The sequence below is a fragment of the Paraburkholderia bannensis NBRC 103871 genome, assembly GCF_000685015.1.
GTDB classification, from domain to species: domain Bacteria; phylum Pseudomonadota; class Gammaproteobacteria; order Burkholderiales; family Burkholderiaceae; genus Paraburkholderia; species Paraburkholderia bannensis.
Map to the genome: position 1 here is coordinate 47,588 of NZ_BAYA01000013.1, position 20,970 is coordinate 68,557.

The following is a 20,970-nucleotide window of genomic DNA, read 5'->3' on the forward strand; positions in this document are numbered from 1 at the left end:
GGGCGGCGTATCGGCATTATCGTTCGTCGCTCCAGCGGCACGCTTGCGACGTGCCGCCAGAAACCACTTCAGGAGCAACGATGGCGCGCGATCCCATCCACGATATCGACTCACGACGCCGCTTTGCGATTCTCGCGGCGGTTTGCGTGGCGGCGCTGGCGCTCCCGCTCGCGTTTTCCGGCGGCGCGGTGGCCACGCCCGCCATCGGCCGCGCCTTGTCTTCAACCGGCAGATTCGCCGATCCAACCGCGCTCAACTGGATCACCAACGCCTTCATGCTGAGCTTCGGCAGCCTGTTGATGGCGGCGGGCGCGCTCGCCGATCTGTATGGGCGCAAGCGCGTGTTCCTGTGCGGTCTCGCGGGTTTCGTACTGTGCTCGCTCACGCTCGCCTGCGCGCCCTCGCTGCTCGCCGTCGACCTGCTGCGCGGCGCACAAGGCGCGGCAGCCGCAGCGGCGCTTGCAGGCGGCACCGCCGCGCTCGCGCAGGAATTCGAAGGGCACGCGCGCACGCGGGCCTTCGGCGCGCTTGGCGCGACCTTCGGCCTTGGACTGGCATTCGGGCCGCTGATCGCAGGCGTACTGATCGAGTATGCAAGCTGGCGCGCGATCTTCCTGAGCGGCGGCCTCGCGTGCACGCTGTCGCTGCTGTTCGGCACGCGCTATCTGCGCGAATCGCGCGACCCGCACGCACGCGGCATCGACTGGCCCGGTACGCTCACCTTCACGCTCGCGCTGTCGAGCTTCACCTTCGGCGTGATCGAAGCGCCCGTGCTCGGCTGGAGCAGCGCGCCTGTGCTCGCGTTGCTTGCTGCGAGCGCCATGCTGGCCGGTGCCTTCATCGTGGTGGAAACGCGCAGCGCGCGGCCCATGCTCGATCTTTCGCTGTTCCGCTATCCGCGTTTCGTGGGCGTGCAAGTGCTGCCGGTCGCCACCTGCTATTGCTATATCGTGCTGCTCGTGATCCTGCCGCTGCGCCTGATCGGCGTGGACGGGCTGCGCGAGATCAACGCGGGCTTCCTGATGGTCGCGCTTTCAGCACCGATGCTGGTGGTGCCGTTCATCGCCGCCACGCTCACGCGCTGGTTGTCGATGGGCTTGATTTGCGCTGCGGGCCTGCTGATGGCCGCCGCCGGATTGTTGTGGCTTGCGGCGGCGCTGCGCGCGGGGCCCCACGCGGCGGTCGCACCGCTGGCGCTGATCGGCATAGGCGCGGCGCTGCCCTGGGGATTGATGGACGGCTTGTCGGTCAGCGTGGTGCCCAAGGAACGCGCGGGCATGGCCACGGGCATCTTCAGCACGACGCGCGTGGCAGGCGAAGGCGTGGCGCTCGCGACCGTGAATGCGGTGCTGGCTGCGCTCGCCGCCACGCATCTTGCACGGTTCGCGCCCGCCGATCCGGCATCGGTGCACGAAGCCGCCGCGCGGCTCGCAAGCGGCGACCTCGCGCAGGCAGCGACCTGGCTACCGGTTGCGGACGCAACGAACTTGCAGAATGCCTATGCGCTGGCATTCGGCACCCTGCTCGATGGACTCGCGGCGATTACTGTGTTTTGCGCGGTCGTTGTGCTGGTGTTCCTCGGCGCACGTGCCGATGCGCCTGTGCAGACGGACAAGGCACGAAATGAGGCACAAGGTGAAGCGCTCGCACGCGAGCGCCAGCGCACCTGACCCGCGAACGCTCACGCGGCCTGCGCTTCACGCTCCCGCTCGCGCTCCAGCTCGCGCACGAGCGGGAGCACCTTCTTGCCGAAGTACTCGACTTCCTCGATGAAATGCAGGAAGCCCGCCAGCACGAGATCGACGCCAATCGCCTTGAGCGCGACAATGCGCTGCGCAATCTGCAAGGGCGTGCCGATCAGATTGGTGCGGAAGCCATCGTTGTACTGCACGAGATCCTCGAACGTGGATTTCGCCCAGTTGCCCTCGCCTTCCGGCGAGGCCTTGCCCGCTTCCTTCGCGGCGTGGCCGAAGGCCTGCACGGCCTCCACATGCGCGTTGCGAACGATATCGTCGAGCACGGCGCGCGCCTCTTCCTCGGTATCGCGTGCAATCACGAAGGCATTCACGCCGATGCGCACGCTATGGTTGTTCTGCGCCGCCTTCGCGCGGATATCGTCGATCTGCGCCTTGAGGTTCTCGACCGTATTGCCGTTCGTGAAATACCAGTCGGACACGCTCGCGGCATTGTCGCGTGCGGCGCGCGAGCTGCCTCCCTGGAAAATCTCCGGATGCGGCTTCTGCACCGGCTTCGGGCTCAGCGTGTAGTTGTTGAAGCGATAGAAGTCGCCCTTGAAGGTAAAGTCGTCTTCAGTCCAGATACCGCGAATCGCGCGAATAAATTCATTCGAGCGGCGATAACGCTCGTCGTGTTCGAGCCACGGCTCGCCGATCGACGTGAATTCGTCCTTGAACCAGCCGCTCACCACGTTGATGGCAATGCGTCCATTCGAAATATGGTCGATGGTGGCAAGCTGCTTTGCGACCACCGCCGGATGCCACGGCCCCGGCAGGATCGCCGCAATCACCTTGAGTTTTTCGGTAGCGTGCAGCAATGCCTGGCTGAACGAAACAGATTCGTGCTGGTATTGCGCACCGTAACCGGCCGTGAAGCGGATCTGGCTCAGCGCGTATTCGAAGCCCGCGGCCTCTGCCGTGCGCGCGAGCTTCTGGTTGTATTCGAGGCTCCAGTCCGTGCGCTGCTCGATCTTGCTCACGACGAGTCCGCCGCTCACATTGGGCACCCAATAGGCGAACTTGATGTCGGCGGCGGGGGCTTGCTGGCTCATGGTCGTGTTCCGTGAATGGTGACGATCACGTCATCTTTCGGGATTTACACGCCAGGCTGAACGATTTTGTTCTGCTATCGAAAGTCAGATTGTTGCTATTGAAGCGGAAAGTGGCGCTGCAAATGCAGCGCCACTTGCCTTATTCGCAGCCTTCCGGCTTGGCATTCCAGCGGCGAATCGCACGCGTCTCGCGATCGAAACCCAGAATGCTGATCGACGCCGTGTCGAGATACAGATGCGCCCCCAGCGCCGCCGAATCGCCGATCCAGCAGCCCGCCAGCACGCGCAGAAAATGCGCGTGCGAGAACACGGCGATGCGCCCGCCGTCGCCCAGCATCGTCAGCAAGTTGTCGACCACGCCGCGCGCACGCGCTTCGATCTGCGCGAGGTTTTCGCCTTCGGCAATCGCCGAGTGCCACACGCTCCAGTCGGGCTCGGTCTGGCGAATGTCGGTGGTCTTGCGTCCTTCGTAGACGCCGTAATTCCATTCATGCAGGTCGGCGGAGATATGTGCGCGCTCGCCCAGTCCCGCCAGCTTGCAGGTTTCGAGCGCGCGCGACATGGGGCTTGAGAGCACCGCGTCGAAGTGCTGCGCGGCCAGCGGCTTCGCGAGCGCACGCGCCTGTTCGCGGCCATGTTCCGTGAGCCCGATATCCGTGCGCCCCGTATGCTGTCCGCTGCGGCTCCACTCGGTTTCGCCGTGGCGGATCAACCAGACTTCGCGGGAGGCGGGATGCGTTTTCGATTCTGCGGACATGGGTTCACTCCGTGATGTTGCGTCGCCACGCGAAAGCATGACGTAAGGCCCAAAGACCTCAACAAGGGGCACTTATTCTAAGGCAGCAAGGTTCGTGCTGCGCCTGAGCCAGACAATTTCATCGGACGAAAAAAAACCGGCCATAAAGGCCGGTGCGGATTGGTTCCGGGGCCATGCTGCCGGCGCCCGGAACCCGAGAGAATCGTTGTTGTTCTTGATAGCGTGTGGTTTTTAGCTTTTGAACTACAGGGCAACGACGGGGAACAACAAGGGATCCAGTTAACTCACGCGGCCAGCGCCTTGCGGATCGCAGCGGACAATTCAGCCGGCGCAAACTTCGTCACATAGCCATTCGCGCCGGCATTGCGCGCGTGCGTTTCATTCGCCGCGCCCGTGAGCGACGAGTGGATGATGACCGGAATATGCTTCAGGCGCGCGTCAGCCTTGATCTTGCGCGTGAGCATGAAGCCGTCCATTTCCGGCATTTCAAGGTCGGTAATCACGAGCGAAATTTTCTCGCGCACCGGCACGTTCTCATTCGCGGCTTCTTCGGCGACCTTCAGCAGCATCTGCCACGCCTGTTCGCCGTTCGATGCGATCACGTGCGGCGCATCGAGCGCGGTGAGCGCCTGACCAAGCAGCGCGCGGGCGAAGCCCGAATCGTCGGCGGCCAGAATGCGGCCGCCTTCCGTACGCAGCGCGTCGCCCACGGCTTCCGGCTTCACGTCCTCGTGCTGCTCGGGGAATACGTCGCGCATCACCTGCTCGACGTCGAGCACCTGGGCGAGGCGCGTCTTGCCCTCACCCGCATCGATGCGCGCGATCCCCGTCACATAGCCCGAGGTGCCGCTCGATTCCGCGCTCAGCACTTCTTTCCATTCGAGCCGGATGATGTCTTCCACCTCATCCACCGCAAACGCTTGCGTGCCGCGCGAAAATTCGGTGATCAGCAGGATCGGCGGGCGCTTGTCGGAAGGCGAACCGATCAGCGACGCAATGTCGATCACCGGAATGATCTGCCCGCGAATATCCACGGCGCCCACCAGATGCGCGGGGGAACCGGCGATCGGCGTGACTTCGGGCATGGTGACGATCTCGCGGATCTTGAACACGTTGATGCCGTACAGGCCGCGCCCTGCGCCCGGACGCGCTTCGCCCAGACGAAACAGCAGGAGTTCTAAGCGGTTGTTGCTGGTCAGCGTGGTGCGTTCGTCAACGCCTGGTTGAATCGTCTTCATGGATTTTGTCTGAGGAATTGCGTCGTCTTGCGCTGTGGGGCGGCCTGAAAGCAGGCTGATTAACGCCAGCTAGCACTCACTGATACTCGCTAGTACTCGCTAATACTCGCCCGCCTTGCATTCGATCCGTCCCCGTTCAATTCGCCTGCACCGAGTTTTCGCAGCGGGTGCGCTTTCGCGCCGTCCCAATCCTGATATCGGCAGGGACGGGCGAAGCTTGAACGGGGTCAACCCTGGGTGCGTTTAATTCACGCTCAGCCGTAACTCGGTTGCGCTTGCGGGGACGCATGGCCGTGCTGGCCCTGATGGGCGTGAGCACCCGCAAAAGCATGGCGCGCCGCCTGCGCGAAGCTGAACACGCCCACGGCGCGCTTGAGCGTATCCGCCTGCTGTTCGAGCGATTGCGCGGCGGCCGCGGCCTCTTCGACCAGCGCGGCGTTCTGCTGCGTGACCTCGTCCATCTGCGTGACGGCCTGGCTGACCTGTTCGATCCCCTTGCTCTGCTCCTCGGACGCCGACGAGATTTCGGAGACGATGTCCGAAACGCGCTTGATCGCCTCGCGCACCTGCCCCATCGAGTCGCTCACACGCCCGGCCTGCTGCGCGCCGCCTTCGATCATCGTCACCGACGACGTGATCAGTTCCTTGATTTCGCGCGCCGCCGTGGCCGAGCGCTGCGCCAGGCTGCGCACCTCGCTGGCGACCACCGCGAATCCGCGGCCCTGTTCGCCCGCGCGCGCCGCCTCGACGGCCGCGTTGAGCGCGAGGATGTTGGTCTGGAACGCAATGCCTTCGATCACGCCGGTAATTTCAGAAATCTTGTGCGAGCTGCCGCTGATCTGCTGGATCGTGCCGACCATTTCGCGCACGGCCGCGTCGCCGCCGTTGGCCAGGTCGTTCGCGTCGCCTGCCAGGCCGTTGGCAGCGCGGGCGTTGTCGGCGTTCTGCTTCACGGTCTCGGTGATTTCGGTCATGCTCGCCGCCGTCTGCTCAAGCGACGCGGCTTGCTCTTCCGTGCGCGCCGAAAGATCGAGGTTGCCCGCCGCGATTTCGCGCGCGGCCAGCGCCACCGATTCGGTCGAATGCTGGATGCCGCGCACGATGCCCGCCAGTTGCCCGTCCATGCGCTTGAGCGCGCCCAGCAACTCGCCGAACTCACCGCCCACGTTGTCATCGATGTCGCTTTCGAGGCGGCCGCCCGCGATCGTATTGGCCACCGTGATCGCGCCGTTCAGCGGGCGCATGATGACGCGCAGCAGGAACACCGACGCCGCAAACGCCACCGCGAGGCCCGCCAGCACGAGTCCGATCGCGACGATCAGGGCCGTGTGGGCGTGACGCTCCGAATCGGCGGAAAACTCGCGCGCTTCGTCGTCGTTGATCGCGATGTCCTGGTTCACGAGGTCGAGCAGGTTCTGCGCTTGCGACGCGTGCTGGACTTCGAGCTGCTGGCCGCCGTCGAAGTCGCCGGCATTGAAGCGCTGCAGGCTTTGCTCGGCAGAATCGCGGAACGGCCCCATCGCCGCGTCGATCTTGTCGGCGACGGCGCGCTCGGTGGGATTGCTCACGCGCGCCGGGTAGTAATCGGCCCATGTTTTGGCCAGTTGCGCGAGGTCTTGATCGGCCAGTTGCGCCGCCGCGCGTGTCTTCTGCGCATCGCGGCCCAGCGCGATGCGGCTCAATTGCAGCCGCGAATCGATCGCCGAGGCGCGCAGGTCACCCAGGTCGCGAATCGGCACGACCGTGCCGGAATATTCGTCGAGCACGGTCTGGTTCAGACCTGAAATCGTCGATGCGCTATATGCGCCGACAAGCGCGATGATGACGACGCAAATCGCCATCGCCGCGATGATCTTGAAGCGTACCGTCTGCAGCAAACCGTTCATGTTCCTCGCCCTTATTCCGGCCACGATGCGCCGGTTGTCGACGCATTCCCTCGTTTTATCGACACTTTTCGAGGAACAATTAGGCTTCTTTCGCAATTTTTTATTCTGACTATCTGCTGATGATTACATCGCTTTCATATCGATAACAAAATATTTTTGAAAGGATTTATTAAGCTTTTCTCACGCTTCGTCTATTGCATTGACTGCGTGCAATCACACCTTTTATTTAGCATGCCAAAGTATCAAGCGGATAAAAAAACGCCATCCCGAAGGATGGCGTTGCGAGCAAGCGATGCTTATACGGCCAGCGCGTTTTCCTGTACGGGCGCGCTCATGGTGGTGCCCGCCTGCGCGGCGCTCACCAGGCGGCGATAACGCGAAAGTGCCCAAAGCGGGAAATACGCGGTATAGCCGTGGTACTTGAGGTAGTAAATGCGCGGGAAACCCGGCGCATTGTGCGAGCGGTGCCACCAGAAGCCTTCGTTGTCCTGCACCGAAAGCAGGTACGCAATGCCGCGCTGCACGGATTCCGATTCGAAATCGCCAAAAGCCATCTGCGCGAGCAGCGCCCATGCCGTGAAGTTCGACACGCTCTCGCCGCCGTTCGTGCCGGCGAGTTTCGGGTCGATATAGCTGTCGTTGGTCTCGCCCCAGCCGCCGTCCGCATGCTGGCGCGCACGCAGCCAGGCAAGCGCGCGCGCGATATACGGCTGCGACGGATCTTCACCGGCCAGCGCGAGGCCCGCCAGCACGCTCCACGTGCCGTAAATGTAGTTGGTGCCCCAGCGGCCCCACCAGCTGCCGTCCGGACGCTGCGTCGTCTTGATGTAGTCGATGCAGCGCGCGAGCGAGGCCTTGTCCTCTTCGCGGCCCGTCACGCCGAAGCACAGCAGCACGCGGCCCGAAACGTCCTCGGTCGGCGGATCGAGCAGCGCGCCGTGATCGGCGAACGGGATCGCGTTCAGGTAGAGGCGATCACAGTCCGCGTCGAAGGCCGCGAAGCCGCCATTGCGCGATTGCAGCCCGCGCATCCAGTCGAGCGCGAGCGTCACGCGCGCCGCATACGGGTCGGCGCCGGTGACGCGTTTCTGCAAGCGGCCGCGCCGGTGCAGCATCGCCACCACAACGGCGCTGTCGTCGATATCCGGGTAATACGGGTTCTCGTACTGGAACGCCCAGCCGCCGGCCGGCACGTCGGGCTTGACGTTCTCGATCCAGTCGCCCTTGAGGTCGTCCACCTGGCGCGCGGCCATCCAGTCATACGCGAGCGCGATCTTGTGCTCCAGTTCGGCGCGCGGGATGTTCGCTTCGGTGGCTTCAGTGGCTTCGTTCGCGGGCACATCGGGCACGGTCAGCGACTGCTCCATCGCCATCGTGCTCCACGCCGTATCCCACACCGGCGACAGGCACGGCTGGCAGTACACGCTGCCGTCCGGGCGCTCGACCAGCAGCTTTTCCAGTGCGTTTTCGCAATCGCGACGCAGCGGGTGATCTTCAGGATACCCAAGCACATCCATCATCTGGTAGCTATAGACGATAGGCGGGAAAATGCCGCCCATGCCGTCTTCGCCATTCATGCGCTCGGCGCACCAGGCTTCCGCGTGCTTGACCGCGCGCTTGCGCAGCGCAGCCGGAATCAGCGGATCGACATGGCGCAAAAGGCGATCGGCGGCCAGGAACAGGCGCCGCACGCCCTTGCCGCGCGCGAAATACTCGCGCTCCTGCTCGGGCGGCGTGACGAACAGTTCGGCGATCGACACGTCATGCGGGTTCTTCGCGCGCGCCTTGAGCGAGCACAGCACCAGCAGCGGCACCATCGTCGTGCGCGCCCAGTAGGCGACCTTGTACATCGAGATCGGCACCCACTTGGGGAACAGCACGAACTCGACCGGCATGAACGGCGTGGCGCGCCACGGCACCTGGCCGAAGGTCGCCAGCAGGATACGTGTGAACACGTTGGACTTCGCCGCGCCGCCCAGTTTCAGGATGGCTTCGCGCGCACGCACCATATGCGGCGCGCTTTCCTTGTCGCCTGCGGCCTTGAGCGCGAAATAAGCCTTCACGCTGGCCGAAACATCGGGTGCGCCGTCGACATACAGATCCCATGCGCCGTGGGTGGCGAGGCGCTGGATGTCGCGCAGATAGCGCGCCATTTTTTCCTGGCGCACGGTGTCGATCTTCGCCATGAAATGCATCATGAGGATGTATTCGGCGGTGATCGTTGCATCGGATTCAAGCTCGAAACACCAGCTCCCTTCGGGCTGTTGCCGGCGCGCAAGCGCGTTGCGTCCCCGGACGATGGCGGCGTCGAGCAGCGCCGCGAATGGCAGGTCGGATTTCTTCATGGCGCGAATAATACCATCCGGACGGAATGTTTAGCGTTGACGCCCGCAATGGTAAGATCCGGTCATGAAGAACACTTCCGCCAAAGCCCCAGCCGACGCGGCTGGCCACGCCGAGGCCACGCCGCCGAGCGCGCCCAGCCCAGCCAGCGCGCCGGAAATCGGGGCGGCATCTCCTGCTCCCGCTTCAGGGACTCGCCGCAAGAAAGCGCCCATGCAGGTGCGCGCGCAACTGTTGCAGGCCGCGTCCGAAATCGCCACGGATCACGGCGTCCCCTCCGTCACGCTCGACGCCGTGGCCGAACGCGCGGGCGTGACCAAGGGCGCGCTGCAATATCACTTCGCCAACAAGCAAGGACTCCTTGACGCCCTGTTCGAGCAGACGCTCGAACGCTTCGAGCGCCAGATGGAAGCACGCCTCGCCGCAGAGCCGGACAATGCGGGCGGCGCGCGGGCGCGTGCCTACCTGCATTCGAGCATCGACGAAATGAGCCCTGCCGCCAGCACCAACGTGCTGCGCGTGCTGGTGGCCGCGATGATGACCGATCCGGAAATTCGCGAGCGTTACGCCGCGCCCATGCGCAAATGGACGCGCCCCGATCCGCTGCCGCTCGAAGAAGCCGCGCGCCTCATGATCTGCCGCCTCGCCGCCGACGGACTGTGGATTTCCGATCTGCTCGGCTACCAGGAAATGTCGCCTGAAATGCGCGAGGAAGTCGTGCGCCAGATCGAGAAAATGACGTTTGATGCGGCTTAAAGCGCTGCTAATGCATTAGCAAGAAACCGGCGCAGTCGATGCGCGCACAACGAGATGCGGTGCGGAAGCGATACAGACTTTCGCTTCGCGCTCGCCCTGCCCGCCCGACTTTCCGGCGTTCGCAATCAATTCGCGCAACAACGTCACGCCCAGTTCCGCCGCTTCGACCGTTGGCACCGCAACGGTCGTCAACGCAGGCCGCGATTCACTCGCCAGCTGAATATCGGTAATGCCCACCACCGACAGCCGCTTCGGCACATCGAAGCCAAGATCGGCGGCGGCCTGCATCGCGCCCAATGCGGGTAAATCGTTGGTCGTGAACAACGCGGTGAGATCGGGATGGCGTGTGAGCAGTTCGCGCGCCGCTGCGTAACCGCCCTGCGTCGTGTCGATGGCATGCACCAGCGGCGCCGCCTGCGCATCGAGTCCCGCCGCCTCCATCGCCGCGACAAAGCCTTCATAGCGCGCCGCGTGAATGCCATAAGCCTTGCTGCCGACAATCGCGCCAATGCGCCGATGCCCCAGTTCGATCAGGTGCCGCGCCGCGAGCTCGCCCGCAAGGCGAAAGTCCACGGCCACGCACGGCAAGCCCGGCGGTTCGAATGGCCTTTCCCACATGCACAGCACCACAGGCGCGCCACGCAGCTCGGTGAGCCGCAGGTCGTCGAAATCGAGGTTGGCGTTCATTACGAGCACGCCTGCGGACAGCGTGCCCGCGATCTGTTCGAGGTAGGCACGGCCCGTATGCGGATCGCCGTCCGTGTTGCAGATGATGAGGAACTGGCCGCTGCTGCGCAGCGCATTTTCCACGGCCAGCGCGAACTCGGGATAAAACGGATTGGCGATGCTCGCGACCATCAGCGCGATGGTGGGCGCGCGCCCCTCTGCCAGCGCGCGTGCGGGTAAATGCGGACGATAGCCAAGCGCGGCAATGGCCGCGAGCACGCGCTGGCGCGTGGCCTCGCCAACGCGGCCGCGGCTGCGCAGCACGTTCGAAACCGTCGCGGGCGTGACGCCCGCGTGGCGGGCGACTTCGGCCAGCGTCGGGGCCGATGTGGACACCAACGATGGCGTGGGGGATTGGGGCTTTGCGGGCGTTGTGGGCATCGCGTCTTTACATCTCAATATTTGGGAATGCATTTCAACATTTGCCTGATTGGCTCAGGCAGCGGCACCATTGACCTCGCATTCCAGCGTTGCACTCGCCCACGAGGTAACGCAATTAATCCAACAAAATCGGAGACACCGCGTCTGGCAACCAACGATCGCGCCCACGATCGATTTTTTTAGGTTGCCTGATTAAGCGCTTAATCTCAAGCGTCGCGCCGATTAGAACACGGAGACGGGACGAATGGCGAGCATTTCCTTGCGAGGCGTGCAGAAGGCCTACGGCGACAATGCGCCTGTGATACGCAATGTCGATCTGGAGATCGGCAAGAACGAGTTCTGCGTATTTCTCGGGCCTTCTGGTTGCGGCAAGTCCACCCTGCTGCGCATGATCGCAGGCCTCGAAGACGTGACGGACGGCGACGTGTCGATCGGCGGCAAGCTCGTGAACGACGTGAGCGCCGCGCAGCGCGGCGTGGCGATGGTTTTCCAGAGCTATGCGCTCTTTCCGCACATGACGGTGTACGAGAACATGGCCTTCGGCCTGAAACTCGCGAAGACGCCCAAGGCCGATATCGACCGCAAAGTGCGCGAAGCCGCGCGCATCCTCCAGCTCGAAGCGCTGCTGGAGCGTCACCCCAAGGCGCTTTCAGGCGGCCAGCGTCAGCGCGTGGCAATTGGACGGGCGATCGTGCGCGAACCGGGCGTGTTCCTGTTCGACGAGCCGCTGTCGAATCTGGACGCGACGTTGCGCGGCCAGACGCGTATCGAGATTGCCCGCCTGCATAAGCAGTTTGCCGAAGCGAGCGTGGTCTACGTGACCCACGACCAGATCGAGGCCATGACGCTTGCCGACAAGATCGTCCTGCTGCATAGCGGTAAGGATACCGAACTGTACGGCAGCATCGCGCAGGTTGGCGCGCCGCTCGAACTCTATCACCGGCCTGCCAGCCGTTTCGTGGCGGGCTTCATTGGCTCGCCGCGCATGAACTTCCTGCCCGCGACGGTGAATAGCGCCGATGCGCAAGGCGTGAGCATCACGCTCGACGGCAGCGGCGAAAGCGTGCGCCTGCCGTTGCAGGGCAGTGCCATGGCTGCGGGCGCGCCGGTCACCTTCGGCGTGCGGCCCGAGCATCTGGAACTGATCGCGTCGGACAGCGGCAACGCGACACGTCCCGGCGAAACGCTCACGCTCGCGCGCAAGGTCACGCTCGTGGAAGCGCTTGGCGAGCATAGCTATGTGCATCTCGACCAACCCGGCGGCACCGTGCTGATCGCCAAGGCGCCCGGCGACGCGCAGTTCTCGCCCGGAGACACGGCGAAGTTCCGCGCGCACGCCGCGCAATGTCATCTGTTCGCGCAGGACGGCTTCGCACTCGCGCCGCTCGATGCGCAGCACCCCCTTGAAACCGCCGCGCAACGCGCGTAACCCATCGACGAGGACACAGGCATGCGTCTTGGAGTCTGCTATTACCCGGAGCACTGGCCGGAAGCCATGTGGAAAGATGACGCCGCGCGCATGAAAGCGCTGGGCATCGATCAGGTTCGCATTGCTGAATTTGCATGGAGCCGCATCGAGCCGTCGCCCGGCGAATACGATTGGGGCTGGCTCGATCGCGCCATCGATACGCTCGGCGAGGCCGGCCTCAAGGTGGTGATGTGCACGCCCACGGCGACGCCGCCGAAATGGCTCATCGACCGCCATCCAGAGATCCTGCCCGTGGGCGCCGATGGCCGTGCGCGTGCGTTCGGCTCGCGGCGTCATTATGATTTTTCGTCGCCCGCATGGTACGAGGCATCGCAGCGCATCTGCGAAGCCGTTGCGCAACGCTACGGCCAGCATCCCGCCGTCGCTTACTGGCAGACCGATAACGAATACGGCTGCCACAACACGGTGGTGAGTTATTCGGCAGCCGCAGTCAAGCGCTTCCGTGCATGGCTCGCGGATCGCTACGGCAGCATCGGCGCACTCAATACCGCGTGGGGCACAGTGTTCTGGAGCATGGAGTACCGCAGCTTCGACGAGATCGATGCGCCCAACGCCACCGTGACGGAAGCGCATCCCTCGCATCGGCTCGACTACCGGCGCTTTGCTTCGGACGAAGTGCGCCGCTATAACCTGATGCAGGTCGAAATCATCCGCGCGCATTCGCCGGGCCGCCCGATCGCGCACAACTTCATGCAGCTGTTCACGGAATTCGATCACTACAAGGTCGCCGCCGACCTGGACGTGGCGACGTGGGACAGCTATCCGCTCGGCGCGCTTGAAGAACAGTGGTACGCCCCGGAAATCAAGGCGCGTTATCTGCGCACCGGCCATCCCGATTTCGCCTCGTTCAATCACGACGTCTATCGCGGCATGTCGAAGCTGCCGTTCTGGGTCATGGAGCAGCAGCCCGGCCCCGTCAACTGGGCGCAGTGGAATCCCGCGCCGCTGCCCGGCATGGTGCGGCTGTGGAGCTGGGAAGCCTTCGCGCATGGCGCGGGCTGCGTGTCGTATTTCCGCTGGCGTCAGGCGCCGTTCGCGCAGGAGCAGATGCACGCGGGCCTCAACACGCCGGACAACCGGCTCGATATCGGCGGCAGCGAAGCCGCACGCGTGGCCGAGGAAATCCGCACGGTGCTGGCCGATCCACAGGCCGATGCGAATGCGCACGTCGACACGCGCGTCGCGCTAGTTTTTGATTACGAAGCGAAGTGGCTTTTCGAAGTGCATCCGCAAGGCGCCGACTTTCACTATCCGCGCTTTGCCGTCGAATATTATTCGGCGCTGCGCTCGCTGGGATTCGATGTGGATATCGTGCCGGTGAACGCGCCGCTCGACGGCTATCAGTTGATCGTCGTGCCGCCGCTGCCCGTCGTCCCCGACGATTTCGCACAACGGCTCGCCGAATCCGGCGCGCAGGTCATTCTCGGGCCGCGCACCGGCTCGAAGACCGTCGACCTGCAGATCCCCGCCAATCTGCCGCCTGGCCCGCTGGCCGCACTGCTACCGCTGCGCGTGTGGCGCGTGGAATCGATGCGGCCCAACGTGACCGAAGCCGTCACATTTGCGGGCGATGCGCTGCCGCAAGGCCAGGCGCGCCACTGGCGCGATCTCGTCGATATCGATGCGGGCGCAACGGAAGTTCGCGCGAGTTTCAGCGACGGCCATCCTGCCTGGCTCACGCACGGCAAGATCCATTATCTGGCGAGCCTCTTCGACGATGCGACCACGGCGGCGCTGTTCGCGCAGGTCGCGCGCACGGCGGGCCTCGCGCCCACGCCGCTTGGCGATTCGCTGCGCGTGAGCCGTCGCGGCGGTCTCACGTGGGTATTCAATTACGGCCCCGGCATTGAACGCATCGACGCCGCCGTTCCCGATTCGGCCATCGTGATCGGCCAGCGCGAAATCGACGCGCAGGGCGTCACCGCCTACCGCACGCAGCACAAATAACGACGTAAAACACAGGAGACAGGCCATGACGATGAAACCCCGCACCCTGCTTGCCGCCGTTGCGCTCGCGACGGCCACGCTCACGGGCGCACTCGCGACGACGGCTCAGGCCGGCACGCTGGAAGTCAATATCGCGTTCAAGGGCGCAAGCCAGCGCGCGGTGTGGACGCAGGTGATCGACCAGTTCAAGAAGACCCATCCCGGCACCGACGTGAAGGTGTCGTTCGTCGATGAAGAAGCCTACAAGGTGCAGTTGCCGAACTGGCTCACGACCGCGCCGCCCGATATCGTGAACTGGCACGACGGCGAGCGCATGGCCTACTACGCGCAGCGCGGCCTGTTCGAAGACCTGTCGCCCGAGTGGCAGAAGAACAACTGGGACAGCATGTACGCATCGACGAAGGAAGCTTCGTCGTACAAGGGCAAGCAGTATGCGGCGCCCACGGTCTATTACTCGTGGGGCATGTTCTATCGCAAGGATCTTTTCCAGAAGGTTGGCATTACGAACGAACCGAAGACCTGGAACGAGTTCCTGGAGGACTGCAAGAAGCTCAAGGCTGCGGGCATTGCGCCGATCACCGTGGGCGGGCGCGATGCGTGGACGCTTGCGGGCTGGTTCGACTATCTCGACTTGCGCCTGAACGGCAACAAGTTCCATCAGCAGTTGATGGCTGGCGAAGTGCCGTACACCGATCCGCGCGTGAAGAAGGTGTACACCACGTGGAAGCAACTGATCGATTCCGGCTATTTCATCGACAATGCGCTGTCCTACGATCTCGACGCCGCGCAGCCCTTCCTGTTCCAGGGCAAGGCCGCGATGATGCTGATGGGCACCTTCATCACGGGCGGCTTCAGCCCGACCGTGAAGCAGCAGATGGGCTACTTCCAGTTCCCGATCATCGACCCGAATGTGCCGACCGCCGAAGACGGCCCGGTCGAGTCGCTGCATATTCCGGCCAAGGCGAAGAACAAGGCCGATGCGCGCGCGTTCCTCGCGTTCACGCAGACGCCGGACATTGGCGCGCAACTGGCCAAGGGGCTCGGCTCGCTGTCGGCCAACAGCAAGTCGCCGGAACCGGACGATCCCATTTCGAAGATCGGCTTCCAGATCCTCGCGAATACGAAGGGCGGCATCGCGCAGTTCTATGATCGCGACATGACCAAGGAAATGGCCGATGAAGGCATGAAGGGCATGCAGCAGTTCATCGCCGATCCGACGAAGATCGATTCGATCCTCGCTCAGCTGGAAGAGACGCGCAAGCGCATCTACAAGAAGTAAATTGCGGGTGGCGCGGCGTTTGCGAACGCTGCGCCACCGCGCGGATTGCTCTGGAGGCAGGCAGTGTCAACGACTCATCCATCGACCGGTCGCGGCGCAGCGCTCGCGGCCCAGAACGTGGCGCAAACCGTGGCCCACCGTGCGGACGGCGTGCCGGGCAGCCATCCTGGTTCCGCTGGCGACGGCCGCACGCCCATGCCGCGCGCCACGCAACCGCACGGCAAGCCGCGCCGCCGCGTCTCGCCCACCGCACGCCGCCAGCGCCGCGCGGCCGCCCTCTTTCTCGCGCCCGCCTGCATCATGGTGGCGATTTACGTAGTGTGGCCGATTCTCTCGACGATCCGCATTTCGTTCTACAACTGGGACGGCATGAGCGATCCGAGCTTTATCGGGCTCGCCAACTACGTCGAGCTGTTTCATGCGGCCACGTTCTACACCGCGCTCAAGAACAACGTCATCTGGCTGCTGCTGTTTTTGCTCGCGCCGCCGATGGGGCTCGCCATCGCGCTATACCTGAACCAGGCAGTGGCGGGCATCCGACTCGTGAAGTCCCTGTTTTTCGCGCCTTTTGTGCTTTCGGGCGTGGTGGTCGGGCTGATTTATTCGTGGTTTTACGACCCGACTTTTGGCTTGCTCGCCGTGCTTCTCGGTCACGGCGTTCCGGTGCTGGGCGATCCGCATTACGCCACGCCGGGCATTATCTTCGCCGCGCTGTGGCCGCAGACCGCCTATTGCATGATCCTGTATCTCACCGGCCTCACGACGCTCAACAGCGAACAGATCGAAGCCGCGCGCATGGAAGGCGCAAAAGGCTGGACGCTGCTCTGGCACGTGATCCTGCCGCAACTGCGTCCCGTGACGTTCATGGCGGTGGTCGTGACCGTGATTGGCGCGCTGCGCAGTTTCGACCTGATTTCGGTGATGACGGGCGGCGGCCCGTTCGAAAGCTCGACCGTACTCGCTTATTACATGTATGACCAGGCGATCAAGTATTACCGGCTTGGTTATTCGGCGGCAATTGCGGTCGTGCTGTTCGCGATCATGCTGCTGTATATCGTTTATCACCTGCGTCGCCTGCTCAAAAACGAGCATTGAGGTCATCGATATGTTTCCCATCCCCATCGACAAATGGAAGCCCGCGCCGCGGCGGCTCTACAAGCTCTCGCTGCCGATTGCCCTGCTGATCTGGCTGCTGCCGATGATCGCGGTCATGGTGACATCGATACGTTCGACCGACGAACTCAGCGAAGGCAACTACTGGGGCTGGCCGAAGCACTTCGCGCTCGTGGAGAACTATCGCGAGGCGCTGACCACTTCGCCGATGCTGCATTACTTCTGGAACAGCGTGCTGATTACGTTGCCTTCGGTGGCGTGCGCCATTGCGCTGGCGGCAATGGCGGGTTTTGCGCTGGCGATTTATCGGTTCCCGGGTAATTCGGCGCTATTTGCGGCTTTTGTCGCGGGCAACTTTGTGCCGATCCAGGTGCTGATGATTCCGGTGCGGGATCTCACGCTGAAGCTCGGGCTGTATAACTCGGTGGGCGGGCTGATTCTGTTTCACCTGTCGTTTCAGACCGGGTTCTGCGCGTTGTTTTTGCGTAATTTCATCAAGCAGTTGCCGTTTGAACTGGTTGAGGCTGCGCGTATCGAGGGCGCGAATGAGTGGACGGTGTTCTTCCGCATCATCCTGCCGTTGATCCGGCCCGCGCTCGCGGCGCTCGCGATTCTGGTGTTTACGTTCGTCTGGAACGATTACTTCTGGGCGCTTTGCCTCACGCAAGGCGACGATGCTGCGCCGATTACGGTGGGCGTGGCGGCGCTTAAAGGGCAATGGACGACGGCGTGGAATCTGGTGTCGGCGGGATCGATTCTCGCGGCGCTGCCATCGGTCGCCATGTTCTTTGCGATGCAGAAACACTTCGTCGCGGGGTTGACGTTTGGGGCGACGAAGGGGTGAGGAAAGTTTTTACACTACGCTGATTCTCTCGACACAAAGAACCCGCCTTGAGCGGGTTCTTTGTTTTCTGCTGGCTATCCATACGTTTGTTCATCTCTCCCTGCGCTCAACGGCGTTGGCCGATTCCGGTGCGCGTCATCATTGCCCTCGATAGCCGCTGCCTTCGCGCGTCAATTCAGACGTTTCTTATGTTGTCGCTCCCTTAAACGACGAACTATCTGGTCGGCGAGCGCGAAAGCGCTTGTGCGCCGCACCGACGCATTTGTGCCGTGCATTTTCGTCTACTTCCTGGGGCTCAACATGCTGATTCAGCCGGAACGTAACGCAATACCAGGCGGGCGTGCTATTAGCGCCGCTTCGCAATCGGAATTTTTCGATCCAATCTTATCCAGCCACTCGGGTCAACAAGACATCGCACTGTCAAAACCCCGCCAGGGGAGCCAGTCATGATGCGTCGAATCGCCGTTGTCGGCGATGAACTCTCTACGGGCGGACGAATTGTGAGCTACGAAGGCCCTATGTGCATATGGGGCGATAGTGGGCGCCAAGCCGCGTTAATCGGCGGTGAAGCCTGGTGCGAGAAGTGCAAAGGCGCCGGTCGCATTGCAAAGGCGGGAGGCCCACGCCGAATTCAGTTCATGGGCGAGATCGCATTAGGCGGAGATATTGTTCTATGTAACTGCCCGACGCCACCACACATCGTCGCTGAATTAGCGGGCGAATCATGGTGCGATGACGAAGCCGAAAAGTATGCGGCGCGCAAGACAACCGAGGCCGCAATAGCCTTTGCAAGTTCAAGCAGTGCGGCGGCTGTGCACCATGACGAGCAATACACACTCATGGACAGCGACGGCCGGGCACTGGCAAGCGTGCGCTATCGGATCGTCGCGAGTTCAGGGCGGGTTAGCGAGGGAACGACTAATAGCAGCGGACAGACGGAACGTATCCCTACGGACGGATCCGAAAGGCTCAAACTCTACTCAACCGGAGGCAGCGCGCATGAATGAATTTTTTAACGATAATAAGTATGGGCTCAAGCGAGACGAGGACGAAGAGTGGTTTCTCGTCCACGACAGTGCAGTAACGAATACGAACCCTAATTCGATGGTAGAGGTAAAGATTAATACTAGACCGATATGTGAAAACATGACAAACCGGGAATTCAGGGAAATCATCAGGGACATTCTGAATCGTGCTATTCCACTGGTAGATGGCCGGATTTCAGCTTTGCAAATGTGGCGTCCTGATGAGCGTTCTCGAGTGGCACGCTGGTTTGGCAGAAGTGACGAATCGGCTCGCAGGATCCTCTTGAATGGCTTGCCACGAGTTGCCATTGTACTTCGCTCCCTGACGCCCGGAAACTTTGTTCGCGCGAGTCCAGAGCAAGACAAGATGTTAGGCTGTACACCCAATCCAGTCAGCGCAGAACAGGAAGCCGCTCACGTTTGCGGCCCGGATACTGCGACACATACAATCAGTATCAGCCCCAAGTTTTGTACTATGCGTCATTGGTCAGCAGATTCAGATTCACGCGTTTCGACCGTCATTCATGAGGTGACGCATTTTTTTGACACGATGGCGACAAAAGATTCTAAATACACAATCGCATATACATTGCGCGACTGGGCACGAGACAACTCAAGCCTCGCACTCAACAACGCCGATAGTATTGCCGGCTATATTGTTGAAGGAGATTGAATTGAAGAATCTTATATCTCTTGCCTTCCCCTTCCTTTTCTTATCACACGCACTTGCTTGCACAGGCCAACCCGGTCAGACTCGAGATATTAATTTTGAGTTCAACTCAGGCGCGCTCAGTAACTCGGAAATTCTTTCACTAGCCAATTGGATTGTAGATACAGGCGGCACACGGTCTACCCTCGAAGGCATTTCAGTTATCGGTCTTGCGGATACGCGAGAACGAAATCCACAACGCATTGCAGAAGAACGAGCAAAAAACGCCAAGGACGCCCTGTTAGTACTCGGCGTCCGATCCGCAACGACGGAAGTCGCAGCACACGTTTATAAGCCCGCGAAGCCAGGCAGCAAATATGAACCAACCGGCACGAGAGCAGAAGTAACACTCATCCCAGCGTGCTTGAGCAACTAGATCTGCAGTTCGCCAGGGCAGGATGCCCAGCGAAAAGTTGCTCGGTGCGTACGGATGCTTCGAGCAACTCTAAAGGTATCGCCTACGTGCTTTCACCTTGTGAAGCATCGAAGTGATCGGCAATACGCACGCTTCCCTTCAGCGCACCAAAGCGTCGATTGGCCTTCACCGACTCAACAGGCACTAGACACACCACGGGTTTTCCCGCCCTTGCAATCACGACGTCCTCACCGGCCAGTGCACGATCGATCAAGCCCGAGAGGCATTGCGCCGCATCATCAATATCGACAATTGGCATGGCTGCTTCCAAAGAGGAAATGACCAAATTAGGGCACCTGCCCCGACCAGACAACCCATCCCGATCAACCTTCCTCCGCCCCACCCCAGCCCTTCCCCCGCTAGCTCCCCGCCCCCGCCCCACTTAAAATCCCCCGCCTTCGGACGCAAAAGCGCGATTCAAGGCGCTGCGCCGTGTAAACTGCTGCCTTTTTTATCTCGTGTGGTATGGCTCATCCCCCGCCGCGGACGGCCCTTTCGGGCCCGGCCCTCGTTCGTCTGCTTGCCCGCATCGGCGAAACCGACGTGCAAGCCTCCCAGCAGCCGCTCGCCGACCGGCTGAGCCAGTGGCTCGGCTGGACGGACGCGATCGGGCTCTCGACGGTGCTCAGCGCCCCTGCGCCCGCCGTGGCGACGGGTGTGCGCGCCGACGGGGAGGACGAGGCGCAGCGCTGCCTGAACCTGCGCTCGGCGCTGTCGAAGGCCATCGTCACGGACGCCGTGCTCGCCCCGCCGCGCCCGCAGCCTGGCCACGCCCGTCATGCGCGCGTGCAGCAGGTGCAGGAAGCGCCGGACATGCCGGCTGATTACGCGATGTTCCGCCAGAGCTATCTGGCGCTCCAGCAGAAGATGGAGGCCGATATCGGCGACCTGCGCACCCGCCTGCGCAACCGGCTCGCGGCCCAGTCGTCGGCGATGGCGAAGCTTGCTGCGCTCGACGCGGTGATGGAGCGCTCGCTGTCGGTGCGCGAGCGCACGCTGCTGGGCACGGTGCCCGGCCTGCTGGGCAAGTATTTCGAGCGCCTGCGCAAGGCCGATCAGGCCGCCGGAGCAGCCCAAGCTGCCGAAGCCGCCAAAGCCACCGAAGCAGAAACTGACGCCGAAGCCGAAGCTCCGGCCGAAACCCAGCCACAAAACACCAGCGGCGCGTGGCTCGCCACGTTCCGCAAAGATATGCAGAGCCTGTTGCTCGCCGAACTGGATGTTCGGTTTCAACCGGTCGAAGGGCTGCTCGCCGCCCTTCGCGCCCGCTAAAA

At 62.6% G+C, this 20,970-nt stretch carries 17 protein-coding genes; 10 read left to right on the plus strand and 7 right to left on the minus strand.

Translation table 11 applies throughout. From position 1 onward, the window contains the following. Positions 1–80: 80 nt before the first annotated feature. Positions 81–1,670: an MFS transporter gene (locus BBA01S_RS20195; RefSeq protein WP_042297577.1), complete on the plus strand. Its 1,590-nt coding sequence runs from the start codon at positions 81–83 to the stop codon at positions 1,668–1,670. Positions 1,671–1,681: 11 nt separating this feature from the next. Here BBA01S_RS20195 and sfnG read toward each other — a convergent pair whose 3' ends face one another. The 5 genes from sfnG to shc form a co-directional block, all read right to left on the minus strand. After that, complete coding sequence (gene sfnG / locus BBA01S_RS20200; protein WP_027818047.1) at positions 1,682–2,788, minus strand: dimethylsulfone monooxygenase SfnG; 1,107 nt, start codon at positions 2,786–2,788, stop codon at positions 1,682–1,684. Positions 2,789–2,927: 139 nt separating this feature from the next. Beyond that, on the minus strand, positions 2,928–3,545 hold the full coding sequence (locus BBA01S_RS20205) for a histidine phosphatase family protein (RefSeq protein WP_042297578.1): 618 nt from the start codon (positions 3,543–3,545) through the stop codon (positions 2,928–2,930). Between the two features lie 284 nt (positions 3,546–3,829). Further along, a complete protein-coding gene (locus tag BBA01S_RS20210; protein ID WP_027818049.1) occupies positions 3,830–4,783 on the minus strand; it encodes a chemotaxis protein in 954 nt (317 codons plus the stop codon). 254 nt (positions 4,784–5,037) lie between these two features. After that, positions 5,038–6,669 (minus strand): methyl-accepting chemotaxis protein, encoded by a 1,632-nt coding sequence (locus BBA01S_RS41905; RefSeq protein ID WP_063750556.1) that lies wholly within the window; start codon positions 6,667–6,669, stop codon positions 5,038–5,040. Between the two features lie 296 nt (positions 6,670–6,965). Next, entirely contained in the window at positions 6,966–9,026 is a 2,061-nt protein-coding gene (gene shc, locus BBA01S_RS20220; protein WP_027818050.1) for a squalene--hopene cyclase, read from the minus strand. 52 nt (positions 9,027–9,078) lie between these two features. Here shc and BBA01S_RS20225 point away from each other — a divergent pair, with 52 nt between their 5' ends. Further along, positions 9,079–9,768, plus strand: a complete 690-nt coding sequence (locus BBA01S_RS20225; RefSeq protein ID WP_027818051.1) for a TetR/AcrR family transcriptional regulator — start codon at positions 9,079–9,081, stop codon at positions 9,766–9,768. Between the two features lie 15 nt (positions 9,769–9,783). On the opposite strand, the gene BBA01S_RS20230 is transcribed toward BBA01S_RS20225, so the two are convergent. Then, a complete protein-coding gene (locus BBA01S_RS20230; protein WP_245641537.1) occupies positions 9,784–10,830 on the minus strand; it encodes a LacI family DNA-binding transcriptional regulator in 1,047 nt (348 codons plus the stop codon). A 289-nt stretch (positions 10,831–11,119) separates the two neighbouring features. On the opposite strand from BBA01S_RS20230, the gene BBA01S_RS20235 reads away from it, so the two are divergent. The 7 genes from BBA01S_RS20235 (at position 11,120) to BBA01S_RS45980 (ending at position 19,245) form a co-directional block, all read left to right on the plus strand. Then, positions 11,120–12,304, plus strand: a complete 1,185-nt coding sequence (locus BBA01S_RS20235; protein WP_027818053.1) for an ABC transporter ATP-binding protein — start codon at positions 11,120–11,122, stop codon at positions 12,302–12,304. Between the two features lie 21 nt (positions 12,305–12,325). Further along, the gene (locus BBA01S_RS20240; protein ID WP_027818054.1) at positions 12,326–14,311 is read left to right on the plus strand and encodes a beta-galactosidase; all 1,986 of its coding nucleotides are present in this window, start codon (positions 12,326–12,328) and stop codon (positions 14,309–14,311) included. A 25-nt stretch (positions 14,312–14,336) separates the two neighbouring features. Next, on the plus strand, positions 14,337–15,590 hold the full coding sequence (locus tag BBA01S_RS20245) for an ABC transporter substrate-binding protein (RefSeq protein WP_027818055.1): 1,254 nt from the start codon (positions 14,337–14,339) through the stop codon (positions 15,588–15,590). Between the two features lie 195 nt (positions 15,591–15,785). After that, complete coding sequence (locus BBA01S_RS20250) at positions 15,786–16,685, plus strand: carbohydrate ABC transporter permease (protein WP_084162406.1); 900 nt, start codon at positions 15,786–15,788, stop codon at positions 16,683–16,685. A gap of 10 nt (positions 16,686–16,695) precedes the next feature. Beyond that, positions 16,696–17,547: a carbohydrate ABC transporter permease gene (locus BBA01S_RS20255; protein ID WP_027818057.1), complete on the plus strand. Its 852-nt coding sequence runs from the start codon at positions 16,696–16,698 to the stop codon at positions 17,545–17,547. Between the two features lie 446 nt (positions 17,548–17,993). Next, complete coding sequence (locus tag BBA01S_RS45975) at positions 17,994–18,554, plus strand: PAAR domain-containing protein (RefSeq protein WP_084162366.1); 561 nt, start codon at positions 17,994–17,996, stop codon at positions 18,552–18,554. Further along, a complete protein-coding gene (locus BBA01S_RS45980) occupies positions 18,547–19,245 on the plus strand; it encodes a M35 family metallo-endopeptidase (RefSeq protein ID WP_084162368.1) in 699 nt (232 codons plus the stop codon). Before BBA01S_RS45975 ends, BBA01S_RS45980 begins: the two co-directional genes overlap by 8 nt. 494 nt (positions 19,246–19,739) lie before the next feature. Here BBA01S_RS45980 and BBA01S_RS45985 read toward each other — a convergent pair whose 3' ends face one another. After that, on the minus strand, positions 19,740–19,955 hold the full coding sequence (locus BBA01S_RS45985; protein WP_084162370.1) for a type II toxin-antitoxin system Phd/YefM family antitoxin: 216 nt from the start codon (positions 19,953–19,955) through the stop codon (positions 19,740–19,742). Between the two features lie 206 nt (positions 19,956–20,161). On the opposite strand from BBA01S_RS45985, the gene BBA01S_RS20260 reads away from it, so the two are divergent. Further along, the gene (locus BBA01S_RS20260) at positions 20,162–20,968 is read left to right on the plus strand and encodes a DUF3348 domain-containing protein (protein WP_027818058.1); all 807 of its coding nucleotides are present in this window, start codon (positions 20,162–20,164) and stop codon (positions 20,966–20,968) included. The last annotated feature ends 2 nt before the right edge of the window (positions 20,969–20,970 follow it).

Coding starts and splice junctions, on each gene's coding strand:
- BBA01S_RS20205 (WP_042297578.1), bottom strand. CDS start 3,545: ATGTCCGCAGAATCGAAAACGCATCCCGCCTCCCGCGAAGTCTGGTTG.
- BBA01S_RS20255 (WP_027818057.1), top strand. CDS start 16,696: ATGTTTCCCATCCCCATCGACAAATGGAAGCCCGCGCCGCGGCGGCTC.
- BBA01S_RS20250 (WP_084162406.1), top strand. CDS start 15,786: ATGCCGCGCGCCACGCAACCGCACGGCAAGCCGCGCCGCCGCGTCTCG.
- BBA01S_RS20225 (WP_027818051.1), top strand. CDS start 9,079: ATGAAGAACACTTCCGCCAAAGCCCCAGCCGACGCGGCTGGCCACGCC.
- BBA01S_RS20240 (WP_027818054.1), top strand. CDS start 12,326: ATGCGTCTTGGAGTCTGCTATTACCCGGAGCACTGGCCGGAAGCCATG.
- BBA01S_RS41905 (WP_063750556.1), bottom strand. CDS start 6,669: ATGAACGGTTTGCTGCAGACGGTACGCTTCAAGATCATCGCGGCGATG.
- BBA01S_RS20245 (WP_027818055.1), top strand. CDS start 14,337: ATGACGATGAAACCCCGCACCCTGCTTGCCGCCGTTGCGCTCGCGACG.
- BBA01S_RS20210 (WP_027818049.1), bottom strand. CDS start 4,783: ATGAAGACGATTCAACCAGGCGTTGACGAACGCACCACGCTGACCAGC.
- BBA01S_RS20235 (WP_027818053.1), top strand. CDS start 11,120: ATGGCGAGCATTTCCTTGCGAGGCGTGCAGAAGGCCTACGGCGACAAT.
- BBA01S_RS20195 (WP_042297577.1), top strand. CDS start 81: ATGGCGCGCGATCCCATCCACGATATCGACTCACGACGCCGCTTTGCG.
- BBA01S_RS45980 (WP_084162368.1), top strand. CDS start 18,547: ATGAATGAATTTTTTAACGATAATAAGTATGGGCTCAAGCGAGACGAG.
- BBA01S_RS45975 (WP_084162366.1), top strand. CDS start 17,994: ATGATGCGTCGAATCGCCGTTGTCGGCGATGAACTCTCTACGGGCGGA.
- BBA01S_RS20260 (WP_027818058.1), top strand. CDS start 20,162: ATGGCTCATCCCCCGCCGCGGACGGCCCTTTCGGGCCCGGCCCTCGTT.
- sfnG (WP_027818047.1), bottom strand. CDS start 2,788: ATGAGCCAGCAAGCCCCCGCCGCCGACATCAAGTTCGCCTATTGGGTG.
- BBA01S_RS45985 (WP_084162370.1), bottom strand. CDS start 19,955: ATGCCAATTGTCGATATTGATGATGCGGCGCAATGCCTCTCGGGCTTG.